The following is a 14,367-nucleotide window of genomic DNA, read 5'->3' on the forward strand; positions in this document are numbered from 1 at the left end:
TCCGCCGCTATCCCCGAAGGGACCGCTCGACTTGCATGTATTAGGCACGCCGCCAGCGTTCGTCCTGAGCCAGGATCAAACTCTCCATTAAAGTGCCGCCGAAGCGACCGTATAACAGAGCTTGTCTTAAGCTCAAAATTCAATGCTAGCGAGAATTTTCATTCTCTATTTAACACTCACTCGTTGTTCAGTTTTCAAAGGACAATGCCACTGAAATCCGCAGTTTTACTGGTGATTTCAAGCTTTTCAATTCGTGCCACCTTGTTTAGCAGCGACTCTTATAATATATCACAGCCACCCATACAATTGCAAGCACTTTTTTAAAATCTTTTTCGTTGCTTTCAGCTTTTCCCCACCTAAAGTTCGAAGCTCAAAAGCGACGTTTACTAAAATAACACACATTATAATTCGAAGTCAAGCATTGGATTGAGAAAAGTTTAATGATACATCCGATTGCGTGCATACCTTGAGATTTCCTTCGGGGAAGCAAGCCGGGCGTACATCCGAAATATCACTTTATATCTCGATTCTATAGCCGCTTTAATATCGGCATCGATCCGCTTGTCGTTCAGATCAAACAGCATCTCGTCCAGCTCTTTTTTCAACACATAATCGAGTTCTCTGCATTCTCTTTCGTTAAATAAAAACCCGAGCATTACTTACTACCCCTCTCAGCAACGTTAGATGACCACCATATTTCGCGAAGACGCAAAAAGAGCATGTATTCAAAAAGCTTGGATTCGTTCATCAAGATGTTCGCGCTTTTCAATACACACTCTGTCAGTTAAGCATGATCACGCTTTACTGTTATGCACATATTTGGATATTTTTATGCGAAATGGTTATGGCTTAATTAGCCAATACGTCACTGTGCTCTCTATAAGAGCAGCTACTGTCAAGGTAATGATAATAATCACGAACACGGGAATAAGCGCCTTGGCGAAGCTTCGGAACTCTTCTTTATATACCGACGAGCGTGTTGGATTGACTAGTCCCCATAACGATTTCATAACAAGAACGCCCATTCTCAGACCGAATGCACAGGCAAATACGACAGCCGGTATTTCCAGTATCCCGTGAGGCAAAATACCTTTTATTACGAAAAGAACGGATTGCTGTTGAGCCGACACCGCTATGACGTAACCAAGAATCAAACCGTTCGCAATTAAAAAGAATAAAGGAATGACGCCAAAAAAGGCCCCAACCCCAATTACCAGCAACGATTTGGATATATTATTCCAAAAAATGAGCCAGAACAAAGACCACTGCGGATTCTCCGTCTTCGTGATCGACTGGGCCCATTGCTCCATCCCTTTCAGCTGCATCTCGATAAATGCCTGAAACTGCTCCGAATACCCCGCTCCAAGCACCATACTCACGGTAAAAACCAAGGCGGAAGCAATAAAATAATGCTTCATCCGCTTAAACTGCAGCATCAAATTGTTCATAGGTATCTCCCTTCCTCTGCACCAAAAGAGAACAAATGTTCTGTGTCTACTTAGTACGAGCCGTTAGCATATCTTTCTTGTCCACGCATACAATTTTATCAAAAGGAATTAAACAAGCCCTGATCCGGTTCATAGCGGGCATCCAAAAGGAGGTTCTGTTTTTGTGAATTATTTTTACGTGTTGAACGGAAAAAAATTAAAGCAGGCTTTTATTATTGCCATCGCCGTCGTTTTTGCCATCGGCATTATTTACTCCGAACGCGAGAATATTTCCGTATTTAGCCAAAATGAGCCCGCGGCCATCTACAGCGTACAGACCGACAAAAAGGTAATCGCCCTCACCTTTGACATCAGCTGGGGTGACGTTCGCACCGAGCCTATTCTCAAAATTTTGGAGGACAAGGGGGTCAAGAAGGCAACCTTCTTCTTATCTTCTCCATGGGCCAAGGATCATCCCGAGGTTGTCAGCCGCATCGTAAAGGGAGGGTGGGAAATCGGCAGCCACGGACATAAGCATGTGAACTACAGCAGCTTGAACACCGATGAGGAAATCCGCACGCAGATCAAGACGGCGCATCAAATTTTGAGTGAAGTGACCGGTCAAACTCCTACCCTCCTCCGACTGCCGAACGGAGATTTCGACAAAAGAGTATTGCGTATTGCCGACGAGTTGAACTATTCGGTAATTCAATGGGATACGGATTCCCAAGACTGGCTAAACAAAGGTGTAGATACGATTATTAACCGTGTAGTGACCAAAGCTCATCCTGGCGATATCGTCCTCTTACACGCTAGCGATTCGAGCAAACAAACGCACGAGGCCCTTCCGGTCATTATTGATCAGCTGAGAGCCAAAGGATACGAATTTGTTACGGTTGGAGAAATGCTGAAGCAAACACAGGTTGAGAATAAAGCGCAGGTTGAAGACCAGACCATGAAATCCATCAAATAGGATATGAATAAACAGGAAGAGCCGTTATAGCGGCTCTTTGTCTGTTTTCAGTACTTTGGATAAAATTAAAATTTGCCATGCATTGCTCGCAATCAAAGGAACCATCATAAAAATAGTGGATGCCGCGGTATTCAGACGAATGGCCGGGATGGCTTCTACAGCCGTTACAACGGTCATGAAGAACAAGGTCGGAATAAAGCCGTTGCGGTTGGTGAGCTTCACTTTCCAAGCCGATATCGCCAAGCCAGCTAGCAGCATAAATAAGGGTAAGAGAGAATAGGACAGCCAGCTATCTCCAGGATTATGACGCAGGATAACAAGGTCTATAATAGCTACGATTACCAATATAATTTGCACTGTATCCCAAACCCATTTTTTTCTTATGATCCCCATCATAATGAATCGGACAATCAAATACGCAAAAAAACCCATTTGGCTTAATACACTGATCGTTGCTCCACCAAGAAGCATTGTCAAAATATTGTAGCCGATCGCGTTGCCCCCCAGAAAACTGAACTGCTGATCGTTAGCTTGTAAAATAACTCCTGTGATCAATGCGCTGACGGCACCGATCAGCAAAGTTGTCCAAAATAAATAGAACCACTTTCTTAACGTCACATTGTCGACCCCCAAAACTTCATCTCTTCAAAAGTTAATTGTACCAACGTTCACAAAAAAAAGCCAATAAACCGGCGGAGTGAAAGTTCGTATCGCAGCAAATACTAAGGCCATATTCTTGTTAGGAAAGGAGCTCTAAGCAATGATGAAGCGATGGTGGCAATATGTTTCCCTCCTTCTTGTTCTTATGATTCTGGCTTCCTGCGGCTCGGATAAGCAAGCTTCGCAATCACATGGCGGCAGTTATAAAGATACAAAGACGATGGTGCTGGATATTTTGAAGACGGAAGACGGCAGGAAAGCCATTCAGACGGCCATTGAAAGGACAAATACGCTCGCTCAATCCGAAGGCCAAATGAAGCTCTTGGCGGCGGGAGACGGTCAGCAAATTCAATTGGCGGTAAAGGATGTTTTGACGGATACGTCGAACAACAAGTTTTTGCAAAATGTCATAACCGACCCCAAATTTGCAGGACAATTTGCCAAAGCGATTCAAAAAGATACGAAGCAGCTGCAAAAAGAGCTGATGAAAGACCCGGAGTACCAAAAAACGCTGATGGATGCAATGAAAAATCCGGATTTTGAAAAAATGCTGATGGATACGATGAAAGGCCCTCAGTATCGTTCGCAAATGAAGACCGTCATGCAGGAATCGCTGCAAAGTCCTTTATTTCGCCTTGAACTGATGAATTTGATGAAAAAAGTGCTCGAAGAGGAATCCATGCCGAAAGAACAGGGCCAAGGAAAACAAGCCGGCGGCGGTGGTGGCGGAGGCGGGCAAGAACAGAAGAAGCAGGACCAATCGGATCAAAAAGAGAAAAGTCAGCAGTAATAGTAGAACGAAGACAAAAAGGAGCTGCCCTGAACTGTTGGTTAACAGCTTAGGCAGCTCCTTGCGCTTACTCCACTTTATTGATCACTTTGCGTGCTAGATCCACATAAAGCTTACCTGTTTCGGAATCCTGTTTGTACACCGACGGAGAATAGTCAGGTTCAGCAACATGATTATCCGGAGCGCCAAGAGGCACTTGTATCAGCAGATCGGTATGCAGCTCTTCCGCAAGCTTGGCTCCCCCGCCCCTGCCGAACACATAATCCTTTTCTCCGCATTTGCCGCACTGATAGTAGGACATATTCTCAACGATACCGATGATTTCGTGATTGGTGTGCTTAGCCATAGCTCCAGCCCTGGCGGCAACGAAAGCCGCTGTAGCATGAGGCGTAGTGACGATAATTTCCTTGCTTTGCGGAATCATCTGATGAACATCCAGGGCAACGTCTCCCGTACCAGGCGGCAAATCAAGCAATACGTACTCGACATCGCCCCAGTTGACTTCCTGGAAGAAGTTGCGCAGCATTTTGCCGAGCATTGGGCCGCGCCAAATTACCGGAGTGTTCTCTTCGACGAAGAAGCCCATCGAAATCACCTTTACGCCGAAACGCTCGATCGGTACGATACGATTGCCTACAAGCTCCGGTTTGTCTTCGATTCCCATCATATCCGGTACGCTGAAGCCATAAATATCGGCATCGATAAGGCCGACTTTTTTGCCAAGCCTTGCAAGTGCGACAGCCAGGTTTACGGTTACGGTGGACTTGCCTACACCACCCTTGCCGCTCGCAATGGCAATAAAGTGTACGCCGGCCTCAGGAGCCAGTATATCGCGTACAGCGGCCGTTTCGGTGTTGGCTTGTACCGTATGCTCCTGCAGCTTGCGCGCCGTTTCATTGCGGTCATACTCGGTCATGGGACGAAACCGCAAATGAACCTCGTCCGCACCGGCGTTCCGGAAGGCAACGGAAATTTGCTCCTGCAGCTGCTCCTTATAAGTCTCATCTTCATTAGATAACAAGACGGTTGCCGAAACGCGTCCTTCTTTAATAACAACATCCCGGATCAACTGAAGCTCAGTCAGTCCGAGCTGGAATTCCGGATCATGGAGATGCTGTACTGTATTTAATAGTTGTTCTTTAGTAAGCAACGAATTCACCTCAGCCGATGATAAGTATGGTACTTCCCTTATTATATCATAATTTTGTTAGTAACCCACTTTTTCACCTGCGTAGTATCTTAAGATGCCCTGGTAGATGGAGGCGGCGACTTTTTTCTGGTAGGACGGATTTTTCAGCAAATTCGCTTCGGCCGGATTGGAGAGGAATCCAACTTCGACCAGAGAGCTAGGGACTTTAACCGTTTTGAGCAAATAGTTGCCCTCCAGCGGTTTGGCGACCCGATCCGTATTTTTCAGATTTTGCTTGATTTCATCTTGAATTAATGCCGCTAACATTCCGCTATCCTTATGATTCGGGTAATAAAATGTTTGCGCACCGGACCATTTGGAGGAAGGAATGCTATTTAAATGAACGCTGACAAATAAATCGGCATTTTGCTTGGATATAAATTGCGCCCGGTTTATTAAGTCCTCCGTCTTCCTCTTGCTGTACCCTTTGGTCGACGGCTCGGCCAAATCCTGGTCGCTTTCTCTGGTCATAACGACAATCGCCCCGGCTTCCTGCAAATAGTCTCTCAGATGCATCGTAATCGCCAGGTTAATGTCCTTCTCAATAAGTCCATCCTTGTTCTCCGCCCCTCCATCCGGACCGCCGTGACCCGCATCCAGCGCGATCGTCTTGCCTGACAGCGGCATCGTCCAGTACGTCCACGTCTTGGTTGCGGGCAGCTCATACGTAAATAGAAACAGCATGAGAACAACAAGCATAGCGGACATGACTAACTTCAAGCTGCTGTGCATCGTGAGCCAGACTACGACCCTTTTCCTCCTTTTAAACATGAAAAATCCACCTCACATCCCATAGACTCTGTAACATCTTATGGGACAGGGTGGACAAATATGCTACGAATTCGTAGGCTCGAACTGTTCTCTCATACCTTCGATCAGCACTTCCGCAACCTCAGGACGGGTAAATTGCGGAGGAGGGCATTGGCCGCCTCGCAGCAGCGCGCGAACCTTCGTTCCCGACAAATGGAGATGCTCCGCCTTGTCGTGCGGGCACGTTTTGCTGGATGCCATATTGCCGCATTTGGTGCAAAAGAAGCTGTGCTCGAAAAATAACGGGGTAATCCCCAGCTCTTCGCTGGTAAAGTTACTGAAAATTTCTTGTGCTTCATACGTTCCGTAATAGTCGCCGACACCAGCATGGTCGCGGCCGACGATGAAGTGGGTGCAGCCGTAATTTTTACGTACCATAGCATGGAAAATGGCTTCTCGAGGCCCTGCATAGCGCATAGCGGCCGGGAATACGCCAAGGAACGTGCGATTCCTCGGATAGTAGTTCTCAAGCAATACAAGGTAGCTGCGCATCCGAACGTCGGCGGAGATATCGTCGGATTTGGTTTCCCCCACGAGTGGGTTCAAAAACAACGCATCGACAATCTCCATTGCACTCTTCTGGATATACTCATGTGCGCGGTGAACAGGGTTCCTCGTCTGAAATCCTACGACGCTTTTCCAGCCTTTCTCAACGAACAACCGCCTAGTTTCCGACGGATCGAAGTAATATTGCTGGAACTTCTCCGGCTTCGAACGGTTCAATACTTGAATCGGTCCGCCCACATAAACAGAAGGGCGTGAGAACAGCTTCTGCACGCCTGGATGGGCTTCGTCATCGGTTTTAAATACTTTGAGAGCCTCATGCCTTTGGTCAGCGGTATAGACGCTTTGAACATCCAAAATGCCGTAAACAACGCCGTCCTGCTCGCCGATCAGCGCAGCTTGCTCACCAAGCTTGAGGCCCTCCGCTACGCTTTCCTCTACAGCCAAAGTCACCGGTATGCTCCATACCGTTCCGTCCGCCAAGCGCATCCGCTCGACAACCGATTCATAATCTTCCTTACCAAGAAATCCGGTCAATGGAGAAAACGCTCCTACGCCAATCAGATCAAGATCAGATATCGTCCAGGAATTAACCTTTAAAGGAACCAAACCTTTTGCCAGCTCCAACAAACGTTCTCTCTCTGCACCATCAACAACTCGATTGATTAAGACACCACCGTGTGGTTGAATCGTTTCTGCCATTGCTGCATTACCTCCTCAATATTATTTGTGGAGACCGCATTCCGTCTTCTCGAAGCCGGACCAGCGTCCAGCACGAGGATCTTCTCCTACTGCTACCTGACGTGTACAATGCTCGCAACCGATACTTGGGTAATTTCGATCGTGCAATGGGTTATATATAATATTATTCGTGCGGATATAATTCCAGACATCTTCCGAGGTCCAGGAAGCCAAAGGATTGAATTTTACCAAACCGAACTTTGTGTCATACTCGACTTTTCTAGCATTCGCCCGTGTAGGAGCTTGATCGCGGCGAATTCCCGTAATCCAGGCAGCGTAATTTTTGAGGATATCGGTCAGCGGGTCTACTTTACGGATATTGCAGCATTGCGTAGGATTGCCTTTCCACAGCTCATCACCATACTGCTCCGCTTGCTCGCTTAATGTCAATTTAGGGAGCACTTGAACGAATTCAACACCGTAGTGCTGCTGTAATCTATCCCGAGTTTCATAGGTCTCTTTAAAGTGTACGTTCGTATCTAAGTAAAATATGTCGGTTTTGGGGCTTACCTTCTGGAGCATATCGACCAATACGACGTCCTCTGCCCCGAAACTACAGGCTAAAGTAATGTTCGGAAACTTCTCAACCGCCCAGGCAATCAGAGCTTCCGGACTTTGTTTTTCAAACTGCTCCGCTGCTTCCTGTATGAGCTTCTCTTTTTCAAATAAATTCATTACTGTTCCTCCCATCTTATAATCCCGAGTATATTACTATGTTTTGTTGTATATATAATTATATCTCAACCCTACTTTTTGTCAATTTAAAATTTTCTTGGGCCATTCTTTATAGTATGAGGTGCCCAGAACTTGGTGAAATAAAAAACAAAAAAACCTTTCCACCGTAATAGTGAAAAGGTCTTTGTATATTTCGTATAAAGAAAATTAACGCTTGGAAAACTGAGGCGCACGACGAGCGGCTTTCAAGCCGTATTTCTTACGCTCTTTCATACGAGGGTCACGAGTCAAGAATCCGGCTTTTTTCAAAGAACCGCGGAATTCTGGATCTGCCTTCAACAATGCGCGGGAGATACCGTGACGGATTGCTCCTGCTTGTCCGGAAATACCACCGCCGTTAGCGATAACCAATACATCGTATTTGCCCAATGTTTCGGTCAGGTTCAGCGGTTGTTTCACGATCAATTTCAATGTTTCAAGACCAAAGTACTCATCCAAGTTACGTTTATTGATAATGATTCGGCCTTCGCCTGGTACGAGACGTACACGTGCTACCGAATGCTTACGACGACCTGTTCCATAATATTGAACTTGTGCCACAAAACAGTCCTCCCTTTATCTTAACCGCGAAGTTCCCAAACTTCAGGTTGTTGTGCTTGATGCGGATGCTCAGAACCAGCATATACTTTCAGTTTCGTCTTCATGCTGTCGCCAAGACGATTTTTTGGAAGCATGCCGTGAATTGCGAATTCAAGCACACGCTCCGGTTTTGTGTTCAACAAATCTTGAGCGGAAGTTACTTTCAAACCGCCGGAGTACAAAGAGTGACGATAGTACATTTTGTTTTGCAATTTCTTACCGGTCAATCTGATTTTCTCTGCATTAATGACGATTACAAAATCACCAGTATCCACGTGAGGCGTGAATTGAGGCTTGTGCTTGCCGCGGATGATGCTAGCAGCTTCGCTTGCAAGACGACCCAGAGTTTTGTCTGTCGCGTCAATAATGTACCATTTGCGCTCTACTTCATTAGGCTTAGCCATATATGTGGTACGCATGAATAGTTCCTCCTAAACATTGTTCGCTTCGGTGCTTACGCTTTGATGAAATGACACAGTCATGTGATGATTGTGAAGACAAAAGGTCATTCCATCACCAAATCTATCTGTATCAAACGTTTAATTTGTCATGTTGGGTAAATCAGCAGCCTTCTCTTGACCCGGGGCCGTGGGTTAGCCGATCAAGAAACGCCAAGTGATATTTTACTATAAATCTGACAGGAAATCAAGTCTTGATTGATTATTCATCGTACAAAACTTCCCACATCATCAGTCCGTGTGGCACAGCCGTAGGCCCTGCTTTAGCACGGCTCTGAGCAGCCAGGATGTCCCGCATCGATTCACTCGTACGTTTCCCTTCTCCCACCTGGATCAAGGTGCCTGCAACGATTCTCACCATGTTGTATAAAAACCCGTTACCGGTCAAATAAATATGAATAGCAAACGATTGCAGCACCGGATCCACCGGCTCGCACTCCAGCCTGGCTTCATATATCGTTCTGACGTGCGATAACTTCGTGGATCGGACCGAGCAGAAGGACGTAAAGTCATGCGTCCCCTCAAGCCACTGCAGCCCCTCACGCATCGCTTCCGTGTTTAAGGACGTAGGATGGAAAAACTCCATATGCCGCTTAAACAGGTCGGGATGGCGTCCACAACGGATCGTATAGCGGTACGTTTTCCGAACAGCCGATCTTGTCGAGTGAAACGCAAGATCCACTTCCCTCGCACCGCTCACGACGATATCCTCTGGCAGCCTTGTATTCAGCGCCATGCACCAACGGTTTACCGGAATTTGCGATTCCGTATAAAAGTTGATCACTTGGCCGCGGGCATGTACTCCCGCATCCGTCCGGCCCGACGATGTAAGCTTCACCCGTTCCCCCGTCAGGGAGAACACGGCTTGCTCCAATACATCCTGAACCGTGTTCTTGCTAGGCTGCGTTTGAAATCCGTTGTAAGCTGTCCCGTCATAACTGACGGTCATGCATATATTTCTCACGGCCGTCCTCCATTATCCGTTCGAGCTTAGGCTACAAAAAAAAGGGTTTCATCAGAATCATGAGATCCCGTCCACCCTTTCCCACCCTTTTATGCACGATCTACTAATTCTAAATATACCATTGGCGCTGCATCGCCGCGGCGAGGACCCAGCTTCAAGATTCTGGTGTATCCGCCTTGACGCTCAGCATAGCGTGGAGCCAATTCAGCAAATAGCTTTTGGATCGCATCTTGATTCTCGTTAACTGCTTCACGACGTACAAAGGAAGCAACTTGACGGCGAGCATGAAGATCTCCGCGTTTTGCCAACGTGATTAGTTTTTCTGCAATAGAGCGCAATTCTTTAGCTTTCGCTTCCGTAGTTTGGATGCGCTCGTGTATGAACAAGTCAGTTACCAGGTCACGGAACAATGCTTTACGTGCGCTGGAATCACGACCTAACTTTTGGTATGCCATTTATGTGCAACCTCCTTCTGCTTAATGATTACCTGACGCTTAGTCTTCCATTCTGAGGCCAAGTCCAAGCTCTTCGAGCTTCTCTTGAACTTCTTCCAAGGATTTGCGTCCAAGATTACGAACCTTCATCATGTCTTCTTCCGTTTTCGTAATCAATTCTTGTACCGTATTAATACCCGCACGCTTCAGGCAGTTGTAAGAACGAACAGAAAGATCGAGTTCTTCGATCGTCATTTCCAACACTTTCTCTTTCTTGTCCTCTTCTTTTTCTACCATGATCTCGGCATCCTTAGCTTCATCGGTCAAGCCGACAAATAGCATCAGATGCTCAGTCAAGATTTTAGCGCCCAAGCTAACGGCTTCTTCAGGTCGAATACTTCCATCGGTCCAGACTTCGAGGGTTAGTTTGTCGTAGTTGGTAACTTGGCCGACGCGAGTGTTTTCTACGCTGTAGTTGACGCGGGTAATCGGAGTGTAGATCGAATCAATAGGGATGACGCCGATTGGCTGATCTTCCTTCTTGTTCTTGTCCGCTTGAACATATCCGCGTCCCCGATTCGCATGAATGCGCATATGAAGACGTGCATCGGAGGATAGTGTAGCGATATGCAGATCCGGGTTAAGAATCTCCACATCACTGTCACCACGAATATCGCCGGCAACGACTGGTCCTTCACCTTCAGCATCAATTTCCAACACTTTCTCTTCGTCGGAATGAATCTTTAACGATAGCCCTTTGAGGTTAAGGATAATCTCCGTAACATCTTCCATGACACCTGGAACGGTGGAGAACTCATGCAGCACTCCGTCAATTTGGACAGAGGTTACTGCTGCCCCCGGTAGCGAGGACAGCAAGATTCTGCGAAGCGAATTCCCCAGTGTCGTTCCATAGCCTCTCTCAAGAGGCTCTACAACAAACTTGCCGTAAGTGCCATCCTCACTCAATGATACGGTTTCTATTTTCGGCTTTTCGATTTCGATCATTTATAACCCTCCTTCAAAACGTCGTTTCCCTCTGGATAACTTAAGACGCATAGAACGTGCAGTATGCCTATCCAAACAGTATTCACAACTTTTGGATATTTATACCACTCTTTTGCAATCCTGAATTAGACACGACGACGTTTTGGAGGACGGCAACCGTTATGTGGAATTGGAGTCACGTCTTTAATCAGGTTAACTTCCAAACCAGCTGCTTGAAGTGAACGAATTGCTGCTTCACGACCAGCGCCAGGACCTTTAACCATAACTTCAACGGCTTTCATGCCATGTTCCATAGCTGCTTTGGCAGCAGATTCTGCAGCCATTTGCGCAGCAAACGGTGTGCTTTTACGGGAACCTTTGAAGCCCAGGTTACCGGCACTTGCCCAGGAAATTGCGTTCCCGTGGGGATCCGTAATAGTTACAATCGTATTGTTAAACGTAGAGCGGATATGAGCCACTCCGGAGTCGATATTTTTCCGATCACGGCGTTTCGTACGAACAACTTTTTTAGGTTTAGCCATTTATTTGTTAACCTCCTTTACTATTTCTTCTTGTTAGCTACAGTACGACGAGGACCTTTACGCGTACGAGCGTTAGTTTTAGTACGTTGACCACGAACAGGCAAGCCGCGACGATGACGAACACCACGGTAGCATCCGATTTCGATCAAACGTTTGATGTTCAGTGCGATTTCACGACGAAGGTCGCCTTCCACCTTAACGGTTTTGTCGATCGCGTCACGAAGTTTGCTTACTTCATCTTCAGTCAAGTCACGAACGCGAGTCGAAGGGCTAACACCAGTGTTGGCCAAAATTGTCTCCGAAGTCGTTCTGCCGATACCGAAAATGTATGTCAAAGCGATCACTACGCGTTTGTCACGCGGCAAGTCTACACCAGCAATACGTGCCATTTATAGGAGCACCTCCTTAACCTTGTTTTTGTTTATGCTTAGGGTTTTCGCAAATTACCATTACATTACCTTTGCGGCGAATGACTTTGCATTTTTCGCAAATAGGTTTGACCGATGGTCTTACCTTCATTGTTATTACCTCCTGAGAGTTTTTCGCGAGAAAAACTTGCTTCGAAAGCATGACTGAGCTTACGCTAGCAAACCAAACTACAACTGACATCTATTTAAAACGATAGGTTATACGGCCTCTGGTCAAGTCATAAGGGGAAAGTTCCACTGTCACTTTATCTCCAGGCAGGATCCGGATAAAATGCATTCTGATTTTACCGGAAACATGAGCAAGAATTTTATGACCGTTCTCGAGTTCCACCTTAAACATTGCATTAGGAAGAGGTTCAATCACTGTACCTTCAACTTCAATTACATCTTCTTTGGCCACAGTCATTCTCCTTTCTCTTGCGCTTCTGATTTCATTGGTTCCACATACTTATTCAGTGCAAAACGTAATTTCCCGTTCGTCACGCGACCGCTTTCCTTCAAGCTGTCCACTACTTCGCTGCTGATCGCTTGCAATAACTCGAGATGATTCAAGTTTTTCTTTTTAGGTTGATCGAACTTCCGTTTGTCGCCGTCGGCAATCCAGACGAATCGTTGGTCTTCGACGTTGATTATTACGGCGTACTTCCCGGAGTCCTTTCCGCGAACGATCCTAACAATTTGTCCGAGCTGTGGAATGTTAGCCGAATCCAATCTATCACCTACGTCCGAGACTGCGTCAATATTTCGTAACCGTCTGGAGTGATAGCGATGGTATGCTCAAAATGCGCGCACAGTGTGCCATCCACTGTAACAACCGTCCAATTGTCTTCGAGGGTCTTAACATACCGTTCACCGACGTTGACCATTGGCTCAATTGCTAATACCATTCCCGGCTTCAGGCGAGGACCTCGACCTGGGATGCCGTAATTCGGAATTTGAGGTTCTTCATGAAGCTCTGTCCCTACACCATGCCCTACATACTCTCGAACAATGGAAAAACCTTCATCCTCGACGCATTTTTGAATCGCGTGGGAGATAGTGTACAATCGCGCATCCGGTTTGGCTTCCGCAAGACCCGCATATAGAGAACGTTCCGTCACTTCCAGCAGCTTGCGCGCTGTGTCCGAGATATTCCCTACGCCATACGTCCAAGCGGAGTCACCATGGTATCCTTTATAGTTTGCACCGATATCGATACTGATGATGTCGCCATCTTTTAGCTTACGCCCACTGGGTATGCCGTGTACCAATTCATCATTGACTGAAGCACAGATGCTGCCAGAAAAACCGTTATAGCCTTTAAAAGATGGGGTTGCGCCCTGACTGCGAATATATTCTTCTGCGATTTGATCCAGCTCTTTAGTTGTAATATCGGGCTGAACGGATTTCTGCAACAAGCGATGCGTATCGGCTACAATGCGGCCGGCTTCTCTCATTAACTCCAATTCAGCTGCAGACTTACAAATGATCATTCCGCTTGCCCTCGCAATAGTGAACTGATTTGTGTAGTAACCGCACTTATTTCTTGCTCACCGTTAACCTCACGCAAATTTCCTTTGTTACGGTAATACGACAAAAGAGGTGCTGTCTTGTTCGTGTATTCGTCAAGACGGGTACCGACTTTTTCTTCGGTATCGTCCGATCTTTGATACAATTCGCCGGAACATTTATCACACACATTTTCACGTGCAGGAGGGTTAAACAAGATGTGGTACGTAGCTCCACAAGACTTACAGATTCTTCGACCAGTCAAACGAGCCAAAAGCAGATTGCGATCTACTTTCAAATTGATTACATGGTCTATGCTTCTTCCCAAGGATGCCATTATGTCGTCCAGCGCTTCCGCTTGAGAGATCGTTCTTGGAAATCCGTCAAGCAAAAAGCCTTTCTCACAATCCGGCTGCTGCAAGCGCTCCTTGACGATACCGATAGTGATTTCGTCAGGTACGAGCAAGCCCTGGTCCACATATTTTTTTGCTTCCAAGCCAAGTGCCGTTTCCTGTTTCATAGCCAAACGGAATGCATCACCGGTTGAAATATGCGGGATTTGAAACTCATTAACGATTCCTTCCGCCTGCGTACCTTTACCTGCACCAGGAGGTCCCATAAAGATCACGTTCATAATGACTTCCTCCCCATCGCATCAAAT

At 46.5% G+C, this 14,367-nt stretch carries 21 protein-coding genes and 1 rRNA gene; 2 read left to right on the forward strand and 20 right to left on the reverse strand.

From position 1 onward, the window contains the following. The 3 genes from ACFQ88_RS38545 to ACFQ88_RS38555 all read right to left on the reverse strand — a co-directional run. A 16S ribosomal RNA gene (locus ACFQ88_RS38545) occupies positions 1-91 on the reverse strand; the annotation flags it as partial. Between the two features lie 346 nt (positions 92-437). Continuing rightward, complete coding sequence (locus ACFQ88_RS38550; protein ID WP_239630985.1) at positions 438-656, reverse strand: hypothetical protein; 219 nt, start codon at positions 654-656, stop codon at positions 438-440. A 186-nt stretch (positions 657-842) separates the two neighbouring features. After that, positions 843-1,448 carry a stage II sporulation protein M gene (locus ACFQ88_RS38555; RefSeq protein WP_379463147.1) on the reverse strand — a complete coding sequence of 202 codons (606 nt, stop codon included), beginning with the start codon at positions 1,446-1,448 and terminating at the stop codon, positions 843-845. A gap of 163 nt (positions 1,449-1,611) precedes the next feature. On the opposite strand from ACFQ88_RS38555, the gene pdaB reads away from it, so the two are divergent. Further along, positions 1,612-2,400: a polysaccharide deacetylase family sporulation protein PdaB gene (gene pdaB / locus ACFQ88_RS38560; protein WP_239630983.1), complete on the forward strand. Its 789-nt coding sequence runs from the start codon at positions 1,612-1,614 to the stop codon at positions 2,398-2,400. 24 nt (positions 2,401-2,424) lie between these two features. Here the strand turns inward: pdaB and ACFQ88_RS38565 are convergent, their stop codons facing one another. Continuing rightward, on the reverse strand, positions 2,425-3,018 hold the full coding sequence (locus ACFQ88_RS38565; RefSeq protein ID WP_379463150.1) for a KinB-signaling pathway activation protein: 594 nt from the start codon (positions 3,016-3,018) through the stop codon (positions 2,425-2,427). Positions 3,019-3,160: 142 nt separating this feature from the next. Between ACFQ88_RS38565 and gerD the strand changes: the two genes are divergently transcribed. Continuing rightward, the gene (gene gerD, locus ACFQ88_RS38570) at positions 3,161-3,850 is read left to right on the forward strand and encodes a spore germination lipoprotein GerD (RefSeq protein ID WP_239630981.1); all 690 of its coding nucleotides are present in this window, start codon (positions 3,161-3,163) and stop codon (positions 3,848-3,850) included. Between the two features lie 67 nt (positions 3,851-3,917). Here gerD and ACFQ88_RS38575 read toward each other — a convergent pair whose 3' ends face one another. The 16 genes from ACFQ88_RS38575 to ACFQ88_RS38650 all read right to left on the reverse strand — a co-directional run bounded on the left by ACFQ88_RS38575 (position 3,918) and on the right by ACFQ88_RS38650 (position 14,340). Continuing rightward, positions 3,918-5,000: a P-loop NTPase gene (locus ACFQ88_RS38575; protein WP_379463153.1), complete on the reverse strand. Its 1,083-nt coding sequence runs from the start codon at positions 4,998-5,000 to the stop codon at positions 3,918-3,920. Between the two features lie 57 nt (positions 5,001-5,057). Further along, on the reverse strand, positions 5,058-5,810 hold the full coding sequence (gene cwlD, locus ACFQ88_RS38580; RefSeq protein WP_379463155.1) for an N-acetylmuramoyl-L-alanine amidase CwlD: 753 nt from the start codon (positions 5,808-5,810) through the stop codon (positions 5,058-5,060). A gap of 63 nt (positions 5,811-5,873) precedes the next feature. Beyond that, positions 5,874-7,055, reverse strand: coding sequence for a sulfate adenylyltransferase (sat, locus tag ACFQ88_RS38585; RefSeq protein WP_379463157.1), 1,182 nt, complete (start codon positions 7,053-7,055; stop codon positions 5,874-5,876). A 21-nt stretch (positions 7,056-7,076) separates the two neighbouring features. After that, complete coding sequence (locus ACFQ88_RS38590) at positions 7,077-7,769, reverse strand: phosphoadenylyl-sulfate reductase (protein WP_379463159.1); 693 nt, start codon at positions 7,767-7,769, stop codon at positions 7,077-7,079. Positions 7,770-7,976: 207 nt separating this feature from the next. Beyond that, positions 7,977-8,369 (reverse strand): 30S ribosomal protein S9, encoded by a 393-nt coding sequence (gene rpsI / locus ACFQ88_RS38595; RefSeq protein WP_094018023.1) that lies wholly within the window; start codon positions 8,367-8,369, stop codon positions 7,977-7,979. 20 nt (positions 8,370-8,389) lie between these two features. After that, positions 8,390-8,827 carry a 50S ribosomal protein L13 gene (gene rplM, locus ACFQ88_RS38600; protein ID WP_094018024.1) on the reverse strand — a complete coding sequence of 146 codons (438 nt, stop codon included), beginning with the start codon at positions 8,825-8,827 and terminating at the stop codon, positions 8,390-8,392. Between the two features lie 241 nt (positions 8,828-9,068). Continuing rightward, positions 9,069-9,830, reverse strand: a complete 762-nt coding sequence (gene truA, locus ACFQ88_RS38605) for a tRNA pseudouridine(38-40) synthase TruA (protein WP_239630976.1) — start codon at positions 9,828-9,830, stop codon at positions 9,069-9,071. 89 nt (positions 9,831-9,919) lie between these two features. Continuing rightward, positions 9,920-10,285: a 50S ribosomal protein L17 gene (rplQ, locus tag ACFQ88_RS38610; RefSeq protein ID WP_239630975.1), complete on the reverse strand. Its 366-nt coding sequence runs from the start codon at positions 10,283-10,285 to the stop codon at positions 9,920-9,922. A 39-nt stretch (positions 10,286-10,324) separates the two neighbouring features. After that, entirely contained in the window at positions 10,325-11,269 is a 945-nt protein-coding gene (locus ACFQ88_RS38615) for a DNA-directed RNA polymerase subunit alpha (RefSeq protein ID WP_239630974.1), read from the reverse strand. Between the two features lie 125 nt (positions 11,270-11,394). Beyond that, positions 11,395-11,790, reverse strand: coding sequence for a 30S ribosomal protein S11 (rpsK, locus tag ACFQ88_RS38620; RefSeq protein ID WP_013921137.1), 396 nt, complete (start codon positions 11,788-11,790; stop codon positions 11,395-11,397). A gap of 20 nt (positions 11,791-11,810) precedes the next feature. Further along, a complete protein-coding gene (gene rpsM / locus ACFQ88_RS38625) occupies positions 11,811-12,179 on the reverse strand; it encodes a 30S ribosomal protein S13 (RefSeq protein WP_239630973.1) in 369 nt (122 codons plus the stop codon). Positions 12,180-12,195: 16 nt separating this feature from the next. After that, a complete protein-coding gene (gene rpmJ, locus ACFQ88_RS38630; protein WP_003333770.1) occupies positions 12,196-12,309 on the reverse strand; it encodes a 50S ribosomal protein L36 in 114 nt (37 codons plus the stop codon). A gap of 90 nt (positions 12,310-12,399) precedes the next feature. After that, complete coding sequence (gene infA, locus ACFQ88_RS38635; protein ID WP_009676800.1) at positions 12,400-12,618, reverse strand: translation initiation factor IF-1; 219 nt, start codon at positions 12,616-12,618, stop codon at positions 12,400-12,402. Between the two features lie 2 nt (positions 12,619-12,620). After that, positions 12,621-12,929, reverse strand: a complete 309-nt coding sequence (locus ACFQ88_RS38640; RefSeq protein ID WP_239630972.1) for a KOW domain-containing RNA-binding protein — start codon at positions 12,927-12,929, stop codon at positions 12,621-12,623. A gap of 8 nt (positions 12,930-12,937) precedes the next feature. Continuing rightward, positions 12,938-13,690: a type I methionyl aminopeptidase gene (map, locus tag ACFQ88_RS38645; protein WP_239630971.1), complete on the reverse strand. Its 753-nt coding sequence runs from the start codon at positions 13,688-13,690 to the stop codon at positions 12,938-12,940. Beyond that, complete coding sequence (locus tag ACFQ88_RS38650; RefSeq protein ID WP_239630970.1) at positions 13,687-14,340, reverse strand: adenylate kinase; 654 nt, start codon at positions 14,338-14,340, stop codon at positions 13,687-13,689. Before ACFQ88_RS38650 ends, map begins: the two co-directional genes overlap by 4 nt. Between the last annotated feature and the right edge of the window lie 27 nt (positions 14,341-14,367).

This window comes from Paenibacillus sp. NPDC056579 (assembly GCF_042793215.1).
In the GTDB taxonomy this organism is placed as follows: Bacteria; Bacillota; Bacilli; order Paenibacillales; family NBRC-103111; genus Paenibacillus_S.

Bases quoted from the DNA above. Each gene is read 5' to 3' on its own strand.
- rplM (WP_094018024.1), bottom strand. From the start codon at position 8,827: ATGCGTACCACATATATGGCTAAGCCTAATGAAGTAGAGCGCAAATGG.
- ACFQ88_RS38650 (WP_239630970.1), bottom strand. From the start codon at position 14,340: ATGAACGTGATCTTTATGGGACCTCCTGGTGCAGGTAAAGGTACGCAG.
- ACFQ88_RS38590 (WP_379463159.1), bottom strand. From the start codon at position 7,769: ATGAATTTATTTGAAAAAGAGAAGCTCATACAGGAAGCAGCGGAGCAG.
- cwlD (WP_379463155.1), bottom strand. From the start codon at position 5,810: ATGTTTAAAAGGAGGAAAAGGGTCGTAGTCTGGCTCACGATGCACAGC.
- gerD (WP_239630981.1), top strand. From the start codon at position 3,161: ATGATGAAGCGATGGTGGCAATATGTTTCCCTCCTTCTTGTTCTTATG.
- ACFQ88_RS38615 (WP_239630974.1), bottom strand. From the start codon at position 11,269: ATGATCGAAATCGAAAAGCCGAAAATAGAAACCGTATCATTGAGTGAG.
- ACFQ88_RS38555 (WP_379463147.1), bottom strand. From the start codon at position 1,448: ATGAACAATTTGATGCTGCAGTTTAAGCGGATGAAGCATTATTTTATT.
- sat (WP_379463157.1), bottom strand. From the start codon at position 7,055: ATGGCAGAAACGATTCAACCACACGGTGGTGTCTTAATCAATCGAGTT.
- rplQ (WP_239630975.1), bottom strand. From the start codon at position 10,285: ATGGCATACCAAAAGTTAGGTCGTGATTCCAGCGCACGTAAAGCATTG.
- rpsK (WP_013921137.1), bottom strand. From the start codon at position 11,790: ATGGCTAAACCTAAAAAAGTTGTTCGTACGAAACGCCGTGATCGGAAA.
- ACFQ88_RS38550 (WP_239630985.1), bottom strand. From the start codon at position 656: ATGCTCGGGTTTTTATTTAACGAAAGAGAATGCAGAGAACTCGATTAT.
- rpmJ (WP_003333770.1), bottom strand. From the start codon at position 12,309: ATGAAGGTAAGACCATCGGTCAAACCTATTTGCGAAAAATGCAAAGTC.
- rpsM (WP_239630973.1), bottom strand. From the start codon at position 12,179: ATGGCACGTATTGCTGGTGTAGACTTGCCGCGTGACAAACGCGTAGTG.
- map (WP_239630971.1), bottom strand. From the start codon at position 13,690: ATGATCATTTGTAAGTCTGCAGCTGAATTGGAGTTAATGAGAGAAGCC.